Origin of the sequence: Synechococcus sp. NOUM97013 (assembly GCF_014279815.1) — a bacterium.
In the GTDB taxonomy this organism is placed as follows: Bacteria; Cyanobacteriota; Cyanobacteriia; order PCC-6307; family Cyanobiaceae; genus Synechococcus_C.
This window is the reverse complement of the sequence record NZ_CP047941.1, coordinates 1,808,327-1,824,434: the sequence shown is the minus strand read 5'-3', so window position 1 is coordinate 1,824,434 and position 16,108 is coordinate 1,808,327. Positions and strand designations below refer to the sequence as shown.

Below are 16,108 nucleotides of genomic sequence, written 5' to 3'. Positions count from 1 at the left end.
CGGCTCAAGAGGGCGGGGTGTCGCTCTGCGCGTCGCGGGAATCGCCAGGGGGCCGTGATTCCAGGTGGCGCACCAGTGCGGCCGGGCTCAGCTGATCCAGGAAGCGACGGAATTCGTCCCTGTCTTCCGCATCCGCCTCGGCATCCACTGCGATCGAGGCCTCGGCGACCACTTCCTCCAGCATCCAGACGCTGCTGCCGGTGCGGATGGCCAGAGCAATGGCATCACTGGGGCGCGCATCAATCTCCAGCCGGTGATCGCTTTCCAGATCACCATCGCTTTCATCGTCGTCTTCTGTTTCATCATCGAGGGGCTGCAACCGCAGCACCGCGCGAAAGGTGCTGTCTTCGATGGCGTGGATGATCACTCGCTCCAATCGCAGCCGCCCTGCTTCGAGCAGAGCGGCCATGAGGTCGTGGCTGAGCGGCCTGGGCTGTGGCGTGTCGTTGAGGCCGGCCATGATGTTGTGGGCCTGGGCCTGATCAATCCAGATCGGCACCTGACGGGTTCTGGATGGATCTCGCAGCAGCACGATCGGACTGCGACTGCTGGCATCAAGGGCGATTCCCGCCACGCTCATCTCGACCAAGGACGGCTCCGCCGCTCTATCGATTATGAACAGATGACAGGGCCGCGGGAGGGGCGATGTTCACGGGTTTGGTTCAGGCGGTGGGTCGCGTCGAGCGGCGTGGTCATGCGCTGCTGGTGGAAGGCTGTGCAGCTTTCTCCCCTTTGATGCTGGGTGACAGCGTGGCCGTGGATGGTGTCTGCCTGACCGTGGCAGAGCTGGTTGGTGATGGTTTTCTGGCGAACGTCAGCGAAGAGACCCTGCAGCGAACGATCCTGGGCGCCAAAGCTTCGCAGGGGGCAGCGGTGAATCTCGAACCAGCCCTGCGTCTCTCCGATCGTCTGGGCGGCCACCTGGTGAGCGGCCACGTGGATGGCATCGGTGAGGTGGTGGCCGTGGAGGCCCTTCCCCAGTCGTGGCACCTGGAAGTGCGCTGGCGGGATCCGTTCTTCGGTCGCTACATCTGCGACAAAGCCAGTGTTGCGGTAAATGGCATCAGTCTCACCGTGGCGGGCTGCGCCGAGCAGGGAGCCAAGTTCTGGGTGGCCGTGATCCCTCACACCTGGTCGGTGACCGCCTTGCGGGATCTGCAGGTGGGGGATGCGGTGAATCTGGAGATCGACCTGCTGGCCCGTTATACGGAGCGACTGCTCAGTACTGCCTCACCCCAGCCGCAGGGTGACACCGTCACCGCCGCATGGCTGGCCGAACACGGCTGGGGCTGAGGAACGATCACAAACGATGGCCGGATTCCAGTGACCTCAATACCTTGCGGATGTTGTTCATCACGAACCATCGATGACTGTCGATGAGCGCCCTGACTCCCTGGGCACGTTCAAGGCCTTCTCCATCGCCGAAGGCATTCTTCTGATTGTTCTGGGCATCCTTGCCCTGCTATTTCCGGTGTTGGCTTCAGTTTGGACTGTTGCTGTAGTTGGCGTGCTGTTCCTGGTCGGCGGGATTGTTGGCTGGATCAGCAACCTGGCGCGTTCCGGGCGAATGGGGCGCTGGGTTTGCTTCTGGCGTCTGGTGGTGTCGACCCTGTTCATCGTGGCCGGTGGTTCGATCCTGAAAGATCTTCGCCAGGACACACTTGAACAGGTGGCAGCATTCGCCCTTGCCATCGGCATCGTTTTTCTTGTTGAAGGGCTTGTGGCCTTCTTCAACGGCCTCGCTCACACCAACCGACCGGGTGCCGGCTGGGCCATCGCCAACGGTGTGATCACCTTCGTCCTGGGTCTGCTGATCGTCACCCTGAAGTTCTGGGGTCTGTTGTGGGTGCTCGGAACCCTGGTGGGAATCAGTTTCCTGTTCAGTGGTCTGGAACTGATCATCTTCAGCTCCAACCTGCATGACGACCAGGATCCTCCGGCTGTGGCCTGACGGATCGATGCTCCGGGAACGTCAGCGTTCAGCCTGGCCTTCCCGATTGTGACCTCACTCACTCTGACGCAGGGGATTCGTCGAGGGGCAGCAGTGTGATCGTGCCTGAATCCTTGTTCAATTCAATCTTGAACTCTTGGCCCGGCACGAGGTCAAGCCGTCGCGTGTAGGCATGGCCGATCAGCAGGTTGCCGTTGCCGTGCACGCGCGTGCGGAAATCGGCTTGACGCCCACGTGGGCCGCCGCTGCCACTACTGCTATTGGAGGGCAGTTTGTAGCCCTTGGCTTCAACGAGGGCGCGATAGAAGCTTTTGCGCAACAGCCGACCACTGGGGCCGACGTAGCCGCAGCCACGGGCAATTTCATCCTCAGGGCGGTTGCTGAGGGCCCGTGCCTTGTTCAGTAACTCCTCTCCAACCAGCATCTTTATTTGAAAAGACACATCAATTTTGGCTTCAGAGCGCAACCTGGGCAAGGAATTCATGGGGATTCCCCGCATGAAGACAAGACGGTCTGCTTCAGATCAGATAGAGAATCACGAACAGAATCACCCAGATGCCATCCACGAAGTGCCAGTAGAGCTCGGCAGCTTCCAGGGGGAAATGATTGCTGGCGCTGATGCGTCCTGATGGGGTGCGGCATTGCCACCACACAATCAGAATCATCAAGGTGCCAAGAGTGACGTGCAGCCCGTGGAATCCGGTCAGGGCATAGAAGGTGCTGGCGAAGAGATTGTCGGTAAGGCCAAACGGCAAGGTGAAGTACTCGACCATCTGACTGGCCAGAAAGGCCAGGCCCAGTCCCGCTGTGATCAGGAGCCAGAGACGGCATCGATCGTTGCGCTGTTGGCGCAGATTCGCGCCGGCACGATGAAATGTGGCACTGCTCACAAGCAGCAGGATGGTGTTGAGGGTGGGCAGCGGTAGTTCGAGTTCGTAAATCGCACCGGGCAGGAGTGGATTCACCGCTTTGAAGGTGAGATAAGCGGCGAAGAACCCGGCGAAGGTCATGGCATCGGCCACAAGGAATGTGGCCAGGCCGAACATGCGGTGATCGGGATGCTCCGCTGCATGCGGATCGTGATGGGTCAGGTCGTGGTCGTGATCGTGGTCTTGGGTTGTGGTGGTGGTGGTCATTGGCCGCTGCTCCAGAGATCGCTGCCGCTGGCAGAATTGAGATCGATTTCATCGGCGGGCACCCCATAGCTGTAGGGATGCGTCACCAGAGGTGGTTCACCGGTCCAGTTCTCCACGGGTGGCGGTGAGGACGTCAGCCACTCCGGTGTCAGTGCTTTCCAGGGGTTGTCCCCTGCCGGTGCTCCGTAGAAAGCGCTAGCCACCACATTCCAGAGGAAAGGAAGTGTGCTGATGGCCATCAGCAGTGCTCCGACACTGCTGATCTGATTCACCAGAGCGAACTGGGGGTCGTATTCCGCCACACGTCGGGGCATGCCATTGAGTCCAAGCCAGTGCTGAGGAGCGAAGCAGAGGTTGAAGCCGATGAAGGTGATGAGGAAGTGGAAACGACCCAGATGCTCATTGAGCATGCGACCCGTGACCTTCGGATACCAGTGATAGATGGAGGCGAAGATCACAAACACCGATCCCCCGTAGACGATGTAGTGGAAGTGGGCGACCACGAAGTAGGTGTCGTGGACATGCACATCGAAGGGCACCTGCGCCAGGGCAACGCCGGTGATACCACCCAACACGAAATTCACGATGAATCCGCAGGAGAACAGAACGGCACTGTTCAGGCTGATCCGACCTCCCCAGAGCGTGGCCAGCCAGTTGAAGAATTTGATGCCCGTCGGCACGGCGATGAAGGCTGTTGCGATCGTGAAGAACAGGCGCATCCAGGGGGGAGTGCCGCTGGTGAACATGTGGTGCGCCCAGACCACAAGGCCCAGCACCACAATGGCCATGATCGAATACACCATCGTTGTGTAGCCGAACAGTGGTTTGCGGCAATGCACCGGCAGAATTTCACTGACCAACCCGAAAGCCGGCAGCACCATGATGTAAACCGCCGGGTGTGAGTAGAACCAGAAAAGGTGTTGATACACCACCACATTGCCTCCCAGCCCAGGATTGAAAAATCCTGTGTGGGCCACGATGTCGAAGCTCAGCATGATTAATGTGCCGGCCAGAACGGGTGTGGACAGCACCACGAGAATGCTGGTGCCGAGCATTGCCCAGCAGTACATCGGCAACTGCATCAGCTTCAAACCGGGTCGGCGCAGTTTGAGGATGGTGGCGATGAAATTGATGCCTCCGAAGATGGAGCTTCCACCCAGCAGAAGCACACTCAGGATCCAGATGATTTGCCCTGTCGCTGGTGTTGTGATGCTGAGTGGTGGGTAAGCCGTCCAGCCTGATTGCGCTGCACCCGTGATGAAATAGCTGCTGATCAGCATCAGCCCCGACGGAGGAATCAGCCAGAAGGCGACGGCATTCAGCCTGGGATAAGCCATGTCCCTGGCGCCGACATAAAAGGGAATCAGATAGTTGCCAAAGGCGCCATTCACCACCGGCACAATCCACAGAAAAATCATCACCGTGCCGTGCAGGGTGAGGATCTGGTTGTAGACGTCTCTCGGCATGAAGTCCGAGATTGGGCTGAGAAGTTCAGTGCGTATGGCGCCGGCCATCGCCCCGCCGATCAGATAGAAAGCGAAGCCGCACACCAGGTATTGGAGGCCGATCACCTTGTGATCGACGCTGAAGCTGAAATAGCGAAGCCATCCGTTCGGTTGCAGGGCAGTTGACGACGGTGTGGATGGTGGGGGAGCGGTGATGGTCATGCTTCGGATGGGGTGGTCTTGCTGTTGGCCTGCAGCCAGGTTTCGAAGTCATCGGCGCTATCCACCACGACCGAGGAGCGCATGCCGCCGTGGTACGGACCGCAGAGTTCAGCGCAAACGATCGAGTAGGTGCCTGGTCGCGTTGGTGTGAAATCAAGAACCGTCGGTTGCCCAGGGATCACGTCCTGTTTCAGCCGGAACTCAGGAATCCAAAATGCATGGATCACATCCTTCGCTTCCATTTTCAGGGAAACCGGGCGATCAGCTGGGACGTGCATCTCACCGGAAATGAAGTCACCGTCCGGGTAATGGAAGAGGAAGGCGAACTGCATCGCCGTGACCTCGATCGGTAATGGTGCGATCGCTGCCCCCGTTGCCGTCTGAGAGTCCTGGGTGGAACCAATGCCTCCCCAGATGCGTACGTCTGCAGAGCTGGCGTTGGCATTGGCAGTGGCGCTAACGGCTCCGTGGTCGCCATGGCCCAGGGGCACCATGCCGCCCATGCGCTCGTAAATGTCGTAGCTGTAAAGACCGACAAAGAGAACGACGATTGCTGGCACTGCCGTCCAAAACACTTCGAGCGGCAAATTGCCTTCCAGGGCAATGCCATCACCAAGCTGTCCAGGACGTCGCCGAAAGCGAACCAGGCTGAACACAATCAACCCAACGATTCCGACAAAAAGAATCGTGCCGATGCTGAACAGAACACGAAATAATTCGTCGTAGATGGGCGCATTCACGCTTGCATCCACTGGCAAAAGGTTGACGTTCTGGCCGATCCAAAGCCCCCCGAGAACGAGGAGCATTCCCAGGACAAGCGTGAGGATGGCTGAAGGAATGGGCACCCGTACCTCGATTGGGCTTCTTCAGACTATGGAGGTTGGTTTCAATCACCACCTAGTGATTGTTAAACCAGCCTGAACATTTCTCGGCTTCGCTGACTTTCTCGAGGTTTGTGTCAGCAAAGTCGCATCACTCTTCCGATTCTGTTGTTGCACTCGTGCACACATCGTGCCGTTCTGATTGAGATCGCTACGTTCCGTTCATTACCACTCCATTCAGGAGTCGACGTTGACTACATCGTCTCTCACTCCGATTCGTCTGCGTCTGGCCCAGCTGGCTGCGCATCTGGTGGTGGCCCTGGTTGCGCTGGTGGTGATCGGCGGTGCCACCCGCGTCATGGAGGCCGGTTTGGCCTGTCCGGACTGGCCGCTGTGTTACGGAACGCTGCTGCCAGGGCGTCAGATGAACCTCCAGGTCTTTCTGGAATGGTTTCACCGACTCGATGCCTTCGTGGTGGGGGTTGCCCTGATGGTGCAGCTCGGTGCTGTGTGGTGGTATCGCCGCGATCTGCCCGGATGGCTGTTGCCCCTCAGCGCCGTCCTGGTGCTGATGGTTGGCCTGCAGGGTGGGCTAGGGGCTCTCACTGTTCTTCAGCTTCTGCCTTCTGCGGTGGTGACCGCTCATCTGGCTCTGGCTTTGACGCTCGTGATCACCGTGAGTGCGCTCACCCAGGTGCTGCTCGCCGATGCCTCGACCACGGCCGCCCCGCGCTGGTGGTTGCTGCTGGGAACCCTCAGCGTGCTGGCTGTTGGCGGACAAAGCCTTCTCGGTGCCCGCATGGCCACCTCCTGGGCATCCCAGCGTTGCCTGGAAGCTGGTGCCTCCTGTCAGTGGTTGCACTGGCATCGGATGGCCGCCACACCGGCGGTGCTTTCGGTGCTGCTGTTCGTCGCTGCGGCGCTGTTGAGCGGGCGCTGGGGTCGCAGCCAGTGGCCGCTGCTGTGCACTGCCCTCCTTTTGGTGGGTACCCAGATCGCCCTCGGCGTCAGCACGTTGCGGCTGGGTCTGTCACAGCCCGCTCTCACCGTCGCTCATCAGCTGGTGGCTTGCCTGCTGGTGGCCGTGCTGGCGGCGCTCACCTGCCGGCGTCAGCCACCGGCCAGCGACGCGCTGATTGCTCTACCCGATTCTTCCGCTTTGGAGGCCTGTCATGGCTAGTGCCACCACGACCGCAGCTGCAGCTCCTCTCACCCGGGACCAAGTGGTCCCCTCCCGTCGCCGCATCAAGTTGCCTCCCTGGCTGGAGGTTGCCAAGCCGAGGCTGATCCCCTTGCTTTTGGCCACCACCCTCGGCGGTATGGCGCTGTCGGAAGGCTGGCCTCTGTCGTCGCCACGACTTGCCTGCACCCTTGGCGGGGGTGCGCTGGCCGCCGCTGCGGCAGGTGTTCTCAACTGTCTTTGGGAACAGGAGCTTGATGGACGGATGCAGCGCACCAGTGGTCGCGCTCTCCCTTCAGGACGGCTCTCTCCGACTGCCGCATTCGCGGGTGCCGTGTCATGCACTCTGGCCGCGGCGACGCTTCTGGTCAGCGGCGTGAATTGCCTGGCAGCCGGGTTGTCGCTGCTTGGTTTGTGCAGCTACGTGCTTCTGTACACAGCGATTCTTAAACCCAGAACCACCCAGAACATCGTGATCGGCGGTGTGGCCGGGGCGATTCCGCCGCTGGTGGGCGCTGCTGCTGCCACCGGTCATGTGGGTCTGAGCGGCTGGTGGCTCTTCGCGCTCGTGATGGTCTGGACCCCTGCCCACTTCTGGGCCCTGGCGCTGTTGCTTCGTGAGGACTACCGCGCCGTCGGCATTCCCATGCTGCCGGTGGTCAAGGGACCCGTTGTGACCGCCCGTGCCATTCGCCGCTACGGCTGGGCGACGGCCCTGCTCAGTTTGCTCGGTGTGTTCGCGTTACCGGAAGGTGGTGTGCTCTATGGCTTGCTGGTGATCCCCTTCAATGGTCGCCTGCTTCAGATGGTGGAGCATCTCGCCCAAGACCCCAGCAGTACCGAACGCGCCAAGGGGTTATTTCGTTGGTCGATTCTTTATCTGTTCGGCATCTGTCTGCTGCTGATCCTCAGTCGCCAATCGGATGCGGCCCTGTTGGATGCCCAGGTGAGGGGATGGATGCTGATGCTCACGGGCGGCTTCCCAGGGATGGCTGCCTAGATTTTGCGAGTTCGTTTCTGTCGGTAGATGTCTCTGCTGGAGCTGGACCAACTGGAAAAGTCCTACGGGTCCGTCGAGGCTCTGCGGGGACTCAGTTTGTCCGTTCCTGCAGGCTGCCTTTACGGCCTGCTCGGTCCAAACGGTGCCGGCAAGACGACTGCTCTGCGCATCCTGGCCACCTTGCTCGCCCCAGATCGCGGCACGGTGACTGTTGGAGGCATCAATGCCCTTGACAACCCCCGTGCCGTTCGCCAGTTGATGGGATTTGTGGCGCAGGAGGTGGCGATCGACAAGATCCTCACCGGTCGCGAGCTTCTGGCCTTGCAAGGTGACCTCTACCACTTACCTCGCTTGGAACGGAATCAAAGGATCGAGGCCCTCATCGACCGTCTGTCGATGACCGAATGGATTGATCGCCGCTGCGGCACCTACTCCGGTGGCATGCGTCGTCGGCTGGATCTGGCCGCTGGACTTCTGCACCAGCCCCAACTGCTGGTTCTGGATGAACCCACGGTCGGACTCGACATCGAAAGTCGTGCCGTGATCTGGGAGGTGCTTCGCGACCTTCGTGACCAGGGGACGACGGTGTTGCTCAGCAGTCATTACCTCGAAGAGGTGGAAGCGCTAGCTGACCGCATGGCGATCATCGATGCCGGTCGCGTGATCGCCGAAGGCTCACCCGAAAGCCTCAAGCAGGAGCTCGGTGGGGACAGGGTGACCTTGCGAGTGCGTGAATTCAGCGATCAACCGGAGGCTGAAAAGGTGCGCCATCTGTTGGAGGGCCTGGACGGCGTCAGGCGGATTGTTGTGAACCGCGCTCAGGGCTACTCGCTCAACCTCGTGGTGGATGGCGAGCATGTGCTGTCCGTGCTCAAAACCCAGCTCGCCAGTGCTGATCTGGAGGTGTTCTCGCTGTCCCAGAGCCGTCCAAGCTTGGATGATGTCTATCTGCAAGCGACGGGTCGCACCCTGATGGATGCTGAGCTGGCCGTTGCGGGTCAACGCGATCCCAAGCTCGAGCGACGTCAGTCGATGCGTTGAAGCACTCCCCTCTGTCGTTCCCGTCTCTGTCTCTTTCATGACCAGTCCTGTCATCGGTGCTTCTTCCGCCCAACCCGTCGACCGCTCAGCCTTGTCCGAGTTGGTGCAAGAGACCTCGGCACTGACGCGTCGGTTGTTTCTTCAGTTGCAGCGACGACCGTCAACGCTGGTGGCAGGGGTGCTGCAACCCTTGATTTGGTTGGTGCTATTTGGCGCTCTGTTTAGCCGTGCGCCAGAGGGATTGCTCCCCGGCGGCATGAGCTATGGACGCTTCCTCGGGGCCGGCGTGATCGTGTTCACGGCCTTCAGTGGTGCGCTTAATGCCGGGCTGCCTGTGATGTTTGATCGGGAGTTTGGCTTCCTGAATCGACTGCTGGTGGCGCCCCTGCGCAGTCGAAGCTCGATTGTTCTGGCATCGGTCATTTTCATCACCACTCTCAGCCTGGTTCAGAGTCTGGCGATCATGCTCATGGCCGCGCTGCTTGGTTACGGCTGGCCTGGCGCCGCAGGTTTGCTGCTGGTGGTCGTGACCTTGCTGTTGCTGGTGTTTGCCGTGACGGCACTGAGCCTTGGGCTGGCGTTTGCCTTGCCGGGCCACATTGAATTGCTTGCGGTGATCTTCGTTGCCAATCTGCCGCTGCTGTTTGCCAGCACTGCCCTGGCACCGCTCAGCTTCATGCCCGCTTGGCTGGGCTGGCTTGCAGCGCTGAATCCCCTTACCTTCGCAATTGAACCCATCCGTGCCGCCTATGCAGGTCCATTGGATCTGTCGTCGGTTCTTTTGGAAGCCCCTTACGGTCCCGTCACCGGAACCACCTGTCTGCTGGTCCTGACGCTGTTGACAGCTGCGTTGTTCCTGCTGATTCGCCCTCTGCTCAATCGCAAACTCGCCTGATCCCGTGACTCAGTCCCCGTACCAGCATCAGGATCCCCGCCGGATCGACCTGCAGCGTCAGCTCGATCAGGCACAACGGGACGGCGATTCACAGCGTCTGGCGCGTCTCGAGCTGCAGTGGGTGCATCGTTTTGGGGTGGATTCTCTTCCGCAGAGAACCCAGGTCGAACGCATCGATGCTGCTGCTGATCAGCACACCGAGCCCGCGGCCGTGCCCGCCGCCGTGCTGGATGAGAGGCCCACTGAGGTGATGGCTGGTGTTGAGGAAGCCATTTCTGAAACAGCCATCTCTGAAACGGCCGTTAGCGAAACAGCCGTCAGCGAAACAGCCACGCTCGAGCCAGCCGAGCAGACAGCTGCTGTCACCGCGGATTCCACCAAGGCTGATCAGCAGCTTGATCGTTCGGCAGAAGAGCAGCTGGTTGACTCGAGTGCCGAATCTTGGTCAGCGCTGGAGCCGGTTCCAGGCTCACAGCCAGCGTTCCATGCTGATCAAGAGCCACCCATTGCTGGAGACTCACGCTTCAGTCGTTTCACTGCGCTGTTGAAAGATTGCCTGGATGATGTGGGTCGGGTCGTTGATCGCGACGACAGCACCAGCTCGGTTCCACCCGCCCATTCTTTCGTTCCTTCTGCGGCACCATCCCCCAGGCCGGTTCCCGCTTCAGGTCCCCGTCGTGTTCGCCGCTGGTTGGCTCCTGTTGACGCGGATGATCTGCCTAAGGCGTCCTGAGTCACCATGACTGGTCTCCTCAGGACTCCTTTTGATCGTGCCCAGCTCAAGAATGGCTTGATCGTGTCGGTGCAGGCTCCCGAAGGATCGCCGATGCGTCATCCGGATGTGATCGCTGCGATGGCGGAAGCCAGCCTGCGCAATGGGGCTCTCGGTGTCCGTCTGGAGAGTCCGGAACACATCGGTGCCGTTCGGGAACGCTGTCCAGATGCGCTGATCATCGGGCTGTGGAAGCGCACCTGGGCCGGAAGCTCCGTTTACATCACCCCGCGCTGGCATGAGATCAAAGCGGTCTGGGCAGCCGGTGCTGATGTGGTGGCCTTGGATGCCACCGATCGCGTTCGCCCTGATGATGAACGCTTGGAAAATTTGGTCAGTCGTGCACGAACTGAGCTCGGCGCTCCCTTGATGGCTGATGTCGACACGCTGGCCAATGGGCTGCGCGCGGCTGCGCTGGGTTGTGACTGGGTTGGTACCACTCTGTTCGGTTACACCGAAGCGACGGCAGCCTCGTCTCCGCCGGCCTGGGATCTGATTCAGCCCCTGCGCGAGCAGTTGCCTACAGCCACCGCACTGATCTGTGAAGGCGGCATTGCATCGGCGTCTTCAGCCGCTGAGGCCATTCAGCGCGGCGCTGATGCCGTGGTGGTGGGAACGGCAATCACTGGAGTGGATCTTCAGGTTGCTGCTTACAGACGGCAGTTGGACATGCAGACTGGCTGAGTCCCGCGAGACTCAAGCCATGCTTCGCCTGATGTCGGTCCCTGCGATGGTCGGTGGACTGGTTTTCGCTCTGCCTCTGGCGGGTCTTCCAATGAGCGAACTGCAAGCTCTGAATCGGGAGCTCGGGCATCTCTGCCGAAAACCCCCGCGGGAAGCTCTGACGGTATGTCGGATTCATGCGCGCCTGGTGGGATCGCTTTGATCCCATCAGGCGCGCTTCGTTGAATCACATCATGCCGGGCATGCCCATGCCTCCCATGCCTCCCATGCCTCCCATGCCACCCATGCCGCCCATGGGGTCGCCGCCGGGTGCCGCTGCCGCTGCGGGTTCGGGCTTGTCGGCCACCACCACCTCCGTGGTGATCAGCAGCGAGGCGATCGACACCGCATCCTGAAGGCCCAGTCGGACCACCTTGGCGGCATCAAGGATGCCGGCCTGAAGCAGGTCCTCGTAGGTGCCGGTGAGGGCATTGAAGCCCTGGCCGGTGCGCTGCACCTGTTCGACCACCACATCACCGTTGGCGCCGGCATTGATGGCGATCTGCTTGAGCGGTGCGCTAAGGGCACGCTTCACGATTTCCACGCCGGTGCGTTGATCACCCTCGAGTTTCGAGGCCACGGCATCAAGGGATCCGGCGAGCTGCAGCAGGGTGGAGCCACCACCCGCAACGATTCCCTCCTCCACAGCGGCGCGCGTGGCGTTGAGCGCGTCTTCGATGCGCAGTTTGCGGTTCTTCAGCTCCGTTTCCGTGGGCGCGCCCACTTTGATCACAGCCACGCCGCCGGCCAGTTTGGCGATGCGTTCGGTGAGTTTCTCGCGGTCGTATTCCGATTCGGTGTTCTCCAGTTCGCGACGAATGGAGGCCACCCGGTCAGCCACGGCAGCCTGGCTGTCTTCGCCGGCCACGATCGTGGTGCTCTCCTTGCTGATGGTGATTCGGCGGGCGCGTCCAAGATCGTCGAGTGTGACCTTGTCGAGGCTCATCGCCCGGTCTTCGCTGATCACGGTGCCACCGGTCAGAATGGCGATGTCGGCCAATGCTGCCTTACGTCGTTCGCCGAACGACGGCGCACGCACAGCGGCCACCTGCAGCACGCCGCGGTTCTTGTTGACCACCAGCGTGGCGAGAGCTTCGCCGTCCACTTCCTCGGCCAGGATCACCAGGGGGGATCCGGACTGCTGAACGGTTTCGAGCACCGGCACCAGATCGGCGACCGAGCTCACCTTGCGATCGGTCAGCAGCAGCAGTGCGTTGTCGAATTCGCACAGCTGACGGTCACCATCGGTGACGAAATAGGGAGAGCTGTAGCCGCGGTCGAAGGCCATGCCTTCAGTCACTTCAAGCTCGGTGGCGAGGGATTTGGATTCCTCCACGGTGATCACACCGTCCACGCTCACCCGGTCCATGGCCTCGGCCACCATCCGGCCGACCTCTTCATCACCACCGGCACTGACCGTGGCCACCTGACGGATGGCATCGCCGCTCACAGCCTGACTGCGTTCCGCAAGACCTGCCACCACGTGGGCAACGGCCGCTTCCATGCCGCGACGCAGTTCGATCGGGCTGGCACCTGCCGCAGTGTTGCGCAGGCCCTCTTCAACCATGGCCTGAGCGAGCACGGTTGCCGTGGTGGTTCCGTCGCCGGCCTTGTCCTTGGTCTTGGACGCCACCTGCTGGATCAGCTTGGCCCCGATGTTTTCGAAGGGGTCTTCCAGTTCGATTTCCTTGGCGATCGTGTCGCCGTCATTGATGATGTCGGGCGCTCCGAATGACTTCTCAAGCACCACGTTGCGACCGCGGGGACCGATGGTGACGCGCACGGCATCGGCGAGGGCATTCATTCCACGCTCAAGCGACGCGCGGGATTGATCTGAAAAACTGAGAAGTTTGGCCATAAACGACACTTACCCGATCGCTAATTTCCCATAGCGACAGGTCACATGACTCGGTGTTGGAAGTGGGGAAAGCCGAATCAACCACCCCTTCTCTCGGACGGATTGAATCCAGCTCGTTAGCGTTGATCAATGGCTGATTCAGGGGTGCTGTTTTTCGGTCTGATGGCCGCTCTGGCCGGATCGATGGCTCTCGTCTATGTGCCGTTGAGAATCTTTCTGACAGCGACGGAGCGCAGCCGGCGTTTCCGCCTGTTGCAGAGGATCCGCAGGCTGCGCGATGAGCTGGGGCAGCCCCTCGATCGCTGATCATCCGCCCCAGGGTCAGCCCATCACCATGCCGCCATCCACCTGAATCACCTGACCAGTGATGTAGGCCGCAGCTGGGTCAGCGGCGAGAAAGCGGACAGTGCCCGCCACCTGTTCCGGTGTGCCAAAGCTTCCGAGCGGAATGGCCGAGAGGATGCCTTCGGCGTTCAGATCCTTGGTCATGTCCGTGGCGATGAAGCCAGGTGCCACGGCATTCACAGTGATCCCCCGGCTGGCCATTTCCTTGGCGGCACTGCGGGTGAAGCCCACGACCCCCGCCTTGGCGGCGGCGTAATTCGCCTGTCCCGCATTGCCCATCAGACCCACCACGGAGGTGATATTGATGATCCTTCCGCGTTTCTGCTTGAGCATTGGGCGAGTCACTGCGCGCGTGCAGAGGAAGACACCGCTCAGGTTGAGGTTGATGACGGACTGCCAGTCATCGGTTTTCATGCGCATCAACAGGCCGTCGCGCGTGATGCCGGCGTTGTTCACCAGCACGTCGATGCGGCCACTGCGCTCCAGCACGGCCTTGATCAGACCATCGACGGCCGACTCATCAGCCACATTCGCCTGGAGGGCATAGGCCTTCCCCCCGGAGGCCTCGATGGTTTGCACCACGGCTTCCGCCGCATCCGGGGAACTGGCGTAGTTCACCACCACCTCGGCGCCGGCTTCGGCCAAGGCCAGGGCAACGGCCCTGCCGATGCCCCGGCTGGCTCCGGTGACCAGAGCGATCTGACCTTCGAGGGTGCGAGTGGTGCTCATCTATGGACCTGCGCTCGAATGATCGTAAGCACCGGTGAATGGACCTCTTAATTCGATGTGCTGATGCCGCTCATGGTTTCCACGGCATCGACGCCATCCCCCAGGATGCGCCGCAGATCCTGCAGCTGCTGCTGACTGCCCATCACCACCAGCATCTGGCCAGGCGCCAGGGTCATGGCGCCACTGGGATTGGCCGTCAGGGTGGTGTTCTCTCGGATGGCCAGAACCATGGCACCAGTGCGTCGTGCTAGGTCGAGATCCGCGAGGCTGCGACCGGCGAGGTGACTCATCACAAGGGGGTCCTTGCTGAGGCGGAATTCTTCAATTTCACAATCGGACCCCGCCAGCAGATCAACAAAATCGACCGCCAGGGGGCGCAGGGCCGTGGCCGCCATCATTCGTCCACCAGCCACATAAGGACTCACCACCACACTGGCTCCAGCCAGTTCCAGCTTGGCTGCGGCTTCTTCGCTGTCAGCGCGGGCAATTAGTCGGCAGGTTTTCTCGAGCCCGCGGGCACTGAGAATCACATAGAGATTGGCGGCGTTGCTGGGGAGAGCAGCCACCAGGCTGCGGCAGCGGTGAAGGCCAGCTTCCAGCAGCGTTTCATCCAGGGTGGCGTCAGCCTGAAGCACCTTCAAGCCGCATTGCTCTGCAGCGGCTTTGCGGGCAGGGTCCAGTTCCACCACGAGCACCGGCACCTGGTCACGACGCAGTTGCTCGCCGATCTCACGGCCAATTCTGCCGTAACCGCAAAGAATCACATGGTTGTGCATGCGCCGAAGCATCCGGCGAAACCTCAGCTCCCGCACCTGTCGGAAGTAGCCCGATTCTGACAGTCCCAGCACGCGCTGGATCGAGAGCTGCACCACCAGCAGACCGCCAGCAATGATCAGGACGGTGACCAAGCGGCCGGCTTGCGAGAGGGGTTCGACTTCTCCGTAGCCGATGGTGCTGATGGTGATCAGCACCATCCACAGACAATCACCCCAGTCCCATCCCTCGGTGATGCGATAGCCCAAAGCGCCTCCCAGCACCAGGACCGTGAGCGCCATCACCGGCAGTAACCACGGTTTGGCGATCAAGGTCAGATGGCGGAGCCTGATGCGGTGCCTCGCGGACGCTCCAGGTCGCCTGCGGCTCCGCATCAGAAGCCCAGGGCCTGCATCACATCCGCATCGGAAAGGGAGGAGAGATCGGGGCTTTCCAGTCGCCGGATCACCTCACGCTGCGGGAGCTGATCTGCTCTGGCCCCAAGCGCCACCAATGGCAGACCGCAATAAGTTGCCAGGAGCTGTGTGATTGGGCAACTGCTCAGCACCACATCCGCGCAGGCCACAGCCGCTGCTTTGTCTGACACAGACATTTCAGGTGCCAATAGCTGACTGCGCAGCTGAGGCAACTTGCTGCGGATGCTGTCGGGAAGAGCGGTCCAGCGCTCCTGGGGCCAGTCTCCAGTGATGGCGCTGGGGGCCAGCAGCAGGAGGGGCCCATCGCCGGATGGTTGACGCTGGCGGGCCGTGTCCATGGCCTTCGCACTCAGGCTCAAACGGAAGTCATCCGCTTGAAGCTTGACCCCGATCGGCGTCAGAAACGCTTGCAGCTCCTGGGGCAGCCAGCCGGCATTGATCTTCGCCTGCGTTGTGCTGGAGAACCCCTCAGTGGCGATTCGCGTGGGGATATGGCTCATCGACAGCATCAGATTCACTTGTCGACCGGTGGCGAAATTCAGGCAGGCCTGAAAGTCGGGTTCGCGCACGAGGCCGAGCAGGTTGGCCCAATCCGCCAGGTTGGGTGCTGCGTTGAAGGGAAAGGGAATCACCTTCTCCACTGCGGGGAGAAGTTTCCACAGCCCCAGATGGGATGGATCGCAGGCCACTTGGAGACTGGCCTGCAGCTGTTCAGCGGTGGCAGCCAGGGCCGGAAGGCGCTCAAGCTGCTCCTGAAGGCTTCCGGGACTGAGAGCGAGAACGCGCATGAAGCGGCAGCA

Annotated in this window: 19 protein-coding genes; 10 read left to right on the top strand and 9 right to left on the bottom strand. The window is 61.0% G+C overall.

Annotation, left to right across the window (positions count from 1 at the left end; genetic code table 11):
* Window positions 1–4 precede the first annotated feature (4 nt).
* The gene (locus SynNOUM97013_RS09980) at window positions 5–580 is read right to left on the bottom strand and encodes a bifunctional nuclease family protein (protein ID WP_186481568.1); all 576 of its coding nucleotides are present in this window, start codon (window positions 578–580) and stop codon (window positions 5–7) included.
* Window positions 581–645: 65 nt separating this feature from the next.
* Here SynNOUM97013_RS09980 and SynNOUM97013_RS09975 point away from each other — a divergent pair, with 65 nt between their 5' ends.
* Both SynNOUM97013_RS09975 and SynNOUM97013_RS09970 read left to right on the top strand, forming a co-directional pair.
* Complete coding sequence (locus tag SynNOUM97013_RS09975; RefSeq protein WP_186479599.1) at window positions 646–1,293, top strand: riboflavin synthase; 648 nt, start codon at window positions 646–648, stop codon at window positions 1,291–1,293.
* Window positions 1,294–1,366: 73 nt separating this feature from the next.
* A complete protein-coding gene (locus tag SynNOUM97013_RS09970) occupies window positions 1,367–1,951 on the top strand; it encodes an HdeD family acid-resistance protein (protein ID WP_186479598.1) in 585 nt (194 codons plus the stop codon).
* A gap of 58 nt (window positions 1,952–2,009) precedes the next feature.
* On the opposite strand, the gene SynNOUM97013_RS09965 is transcribed toward SynNOUM97013_RS09970, so the two are convergent.
* The 4 genes from SynNOUM97013_RS09965 to SynNOUM97013_RS09950 all read right to left on the bottom strand — a co-directional run bounded on the left by SynNOUM97013_RS09965 (window position 2,010) and on the right by SynNOUM97013_RS09950 (window position 5,599).
* A complete protein-coding gene (locus SynNOUM97013_RS09965) occupies window positions 2,010–2,375 on the bottom strand; it encodes an AbrB-like transcriptional regulator (protein ID WP_186479597.1) in 366 nt (121 codons plus the stop codon).
* Between the two features lie 94 nt (window positions 2,376–2,469).
* Entirely contained in the window at window positions 2,470–3,087 is a 618-nt protein-coding gene (locus SynNOUM97013_RS09960) for a cytochrome c oxidase subunit 3 (RefSeq protein ID WP_255442725.1), read from the bottom strand.
* Window positions 3,084–4,754, bottom strand: a complete 1,671-nt coding sequence (gene ctaD / locus SynNOUM97013_RS09955) for a cytochrome c oxidase subunit I (protein ID WP_186479596.1) — start codon at window positions 4,752–4,754, stop codon at window positions 3,084–3,086. The genes SynNOUM97013_RS09960 and ctaD overlap by 4 nt, the downstream gene beginning before the upstream one ends.
* Window positions 4,751–5,599, bottom strand: a complete 849-nt coding sequence (locus tag SynNOUM97013_RS09950) for a cytochrome c oxidase subunit II (protein ID WP_186479595.1) — start codon at window positions 5,597–5,599, stop codon at window positions 4,751–4,753. The genes ctaD and SynNOUM97013_RS09950 overlap by 4 nt, the downstream gene beginning before the upstream one ends.
* A gap of 226 nt (window positions 5,600–5,825) precedes the next feature.
* Here SynNOUM97013_RS09950 and SynNOUM97013_RS09945 point away from each other — a divergent pair, with 226 nt between their 5' ends.
* Genes SynNOUM97013_RS09945 through SynNOUM97013_RS09915 form a run of 7 tightly spaced genes read left to right on the top strand, consistent with a single transcriptional unit; the run spans window position 5,826 to window position 11,349 of the window.
* The gene (locus tag SynNOUM97013_RS09945; protein ID WP_186479594.1) at window positions 5,826–6,755 is read left to right on the top strand and encodes a heme A synthase; all 930 of its coding nucleotides are present in this window, start codon (window positions 5,826–5,828) and stop codon (window positions 6,753–6,755) included.
* Window positions 6,748–7,755 carry a heme o synthase gene (locus tag SynNOUM97013_RS09940; protein ID WP_186479593.1) on the top strand — a complete coding sequence of 336 codons (1,008 nt, stop codon included), beginning with the start codon at window positions 6,748–6,750 and terminating at the stop codon, window positions 7,753–7,755. The genes SynNOUM97013_RS09945 and SynNOUM97013_RS09940 overlap by 8 nt, the downstream gene beginning before the upstream one ends.
* Window positions 7,756–7,782: 27 nt before the next feature.
* Window positions 7,783–8,796, top strand: coding sequence for an ATP-binding cassette domain-containing protein (locus SynNOUM97013_RS09935; RefSeq protein WP_186479592.1), 1,014 nt, complete (start codon window positions 7,783–7,785; stop codon window positions 8,794–8,796).
* Between the two features lie 37 nt (window positions 8,797–8,833).
* Entirely contained in the window at window positions 8,834–9,691 is an 858-nt protein-coding gene (locus SynNOUM97013_RS09930) for an ABC transporter permease (RefSeq protein WP_186479591.1), read from the top strand.
* A gap of 4 nt (window positions 9,692–9,695) precedes the next feature.
* Window positions 9,696–10,424 carry a hypothetical protein gene (locus SynNOUM97013_RS09925; RefSeq protein ID WP_186479590.1) on the top strand — a complete coding sequence of 243 codons (729 nt, stop codon included), beginning with the start codon at window positions 9,696–9,698 and terminating at the stop codon, window positions 10,422–10,424.
* Between the two features lie 6 nt (window positions 10,425–10,430).
* Window positions 10,431–11,147 (top strand): N-acetylmannosamine-6-phosphate 2-epimerase, encoded by a 717-nt coding sequence (locus SynNOUM97013_RS09920; RefSeq protein ID WP_186479589.1) that lies wholly within the window; start codon window positions 10,431–10,433, stop codon window positions 11,145–11,147.
* A gap of 19 nt (window positions 11,148–11,166) precedes the next feature.
* Window positions 11,167–11,349 (top strand): hypothetical protein, encoded by a 183-nt coding sequence (locus tag SynNOUM97013_RS09915; protein ID WP_186479588.1) that lies wholly within the window; start codon window positions 11,167–11,169, stop codon window positions 11,347–11,349.
* A gap of 24 nt (window positions 11,350–11,373) precedes the next feature.
* Here SynNOUM97013_RS09915 and groL read toward each other — a convergent pair whose 3' ends face one another.
* The gene (gene groL, locus SynNOUM97013_RS09910; protein WP_186479587.1) at window positions 11,374–13,044 is read right to left on the bottom strand and encodes a chaperonin GroEL; all 1,671 of its coding nucleotides are present in this window, start codon (window positions 13,042–13,044) and stop codon (window positions 11,374–11,376) included.
* Between the two features lie 129 nt (window positions 13,045–13,173).
* On the opposite strand from groL, the gene SynNOUM97013_RS09905 reads away from it, so the two are divergent.
* Complete coding sequence (locus SynNOUM97013_RS09905) at window positions 13,174–13,350, top strand: hypothetical protein (protein ID WP_186479586.1); 177 nt, start codon at window positions 13,174–13,176, stop codon at window positions 13,348–13,350.
* 15 nt (window positions 13,351–13,365) lie between these two features.
* Here SynNOUM97013_RS09905 and fabG read toward each other — a convergent pair whose 3' ends face one another.
* From fabG to SynNOUM97013_RS09890, 3 genes are read right to left on the bottom strand one after another with little or no spacing between them, the layout of a single operon-like run.
* Window positions 13,366–14,118 carry a 3-oxoacyl-[acyl-carrier-protein] reductase gene (gene fabG / locus SynNOUM97013_RS09900; RefSeq protein ID WP_186479585.1) on the bottom strand — a complete coding sequence of 251 codons (753 nt, stop codon included), beginning with the start codon at window positions 14,116–14,118 and terminating at the stop codon, window positions 13,366–13,368.
* Window positions 14,119–14,165: 47 nt separating this feature from the next.
* Window positions 14,166–15,266 (bottom strand): TrkA family potassium uptake protein, encoded by a 1,101-nt coding sequence (locus SynNOUM97013_RS09895; protein WP_186479584.1) that lies wholly within the window; start codon window positions 15,264–15,266, stop codon window positions 14,166–14,168.
* The gene (locus tag SynNOUM97013_RS09890) at window positions 15,266–16,096 is read right to left on the bottom strand and encodes a glycosyltransferase family 9 protein (protein WP_186479583.1); all 831 of its coding nucleotides are present in this window, start codon (window positions 16,094–16,096) and stop codon (window positions 15,266–15,268) included. The genes SynNOUM97013_RS09895 and SynNOUM97013_RS09890 overlap by 1 nt, the downstream gene beginning before the upstream one ends.
* Window positions 16,097–16,108: the final 12 nt, after the last annotated feature.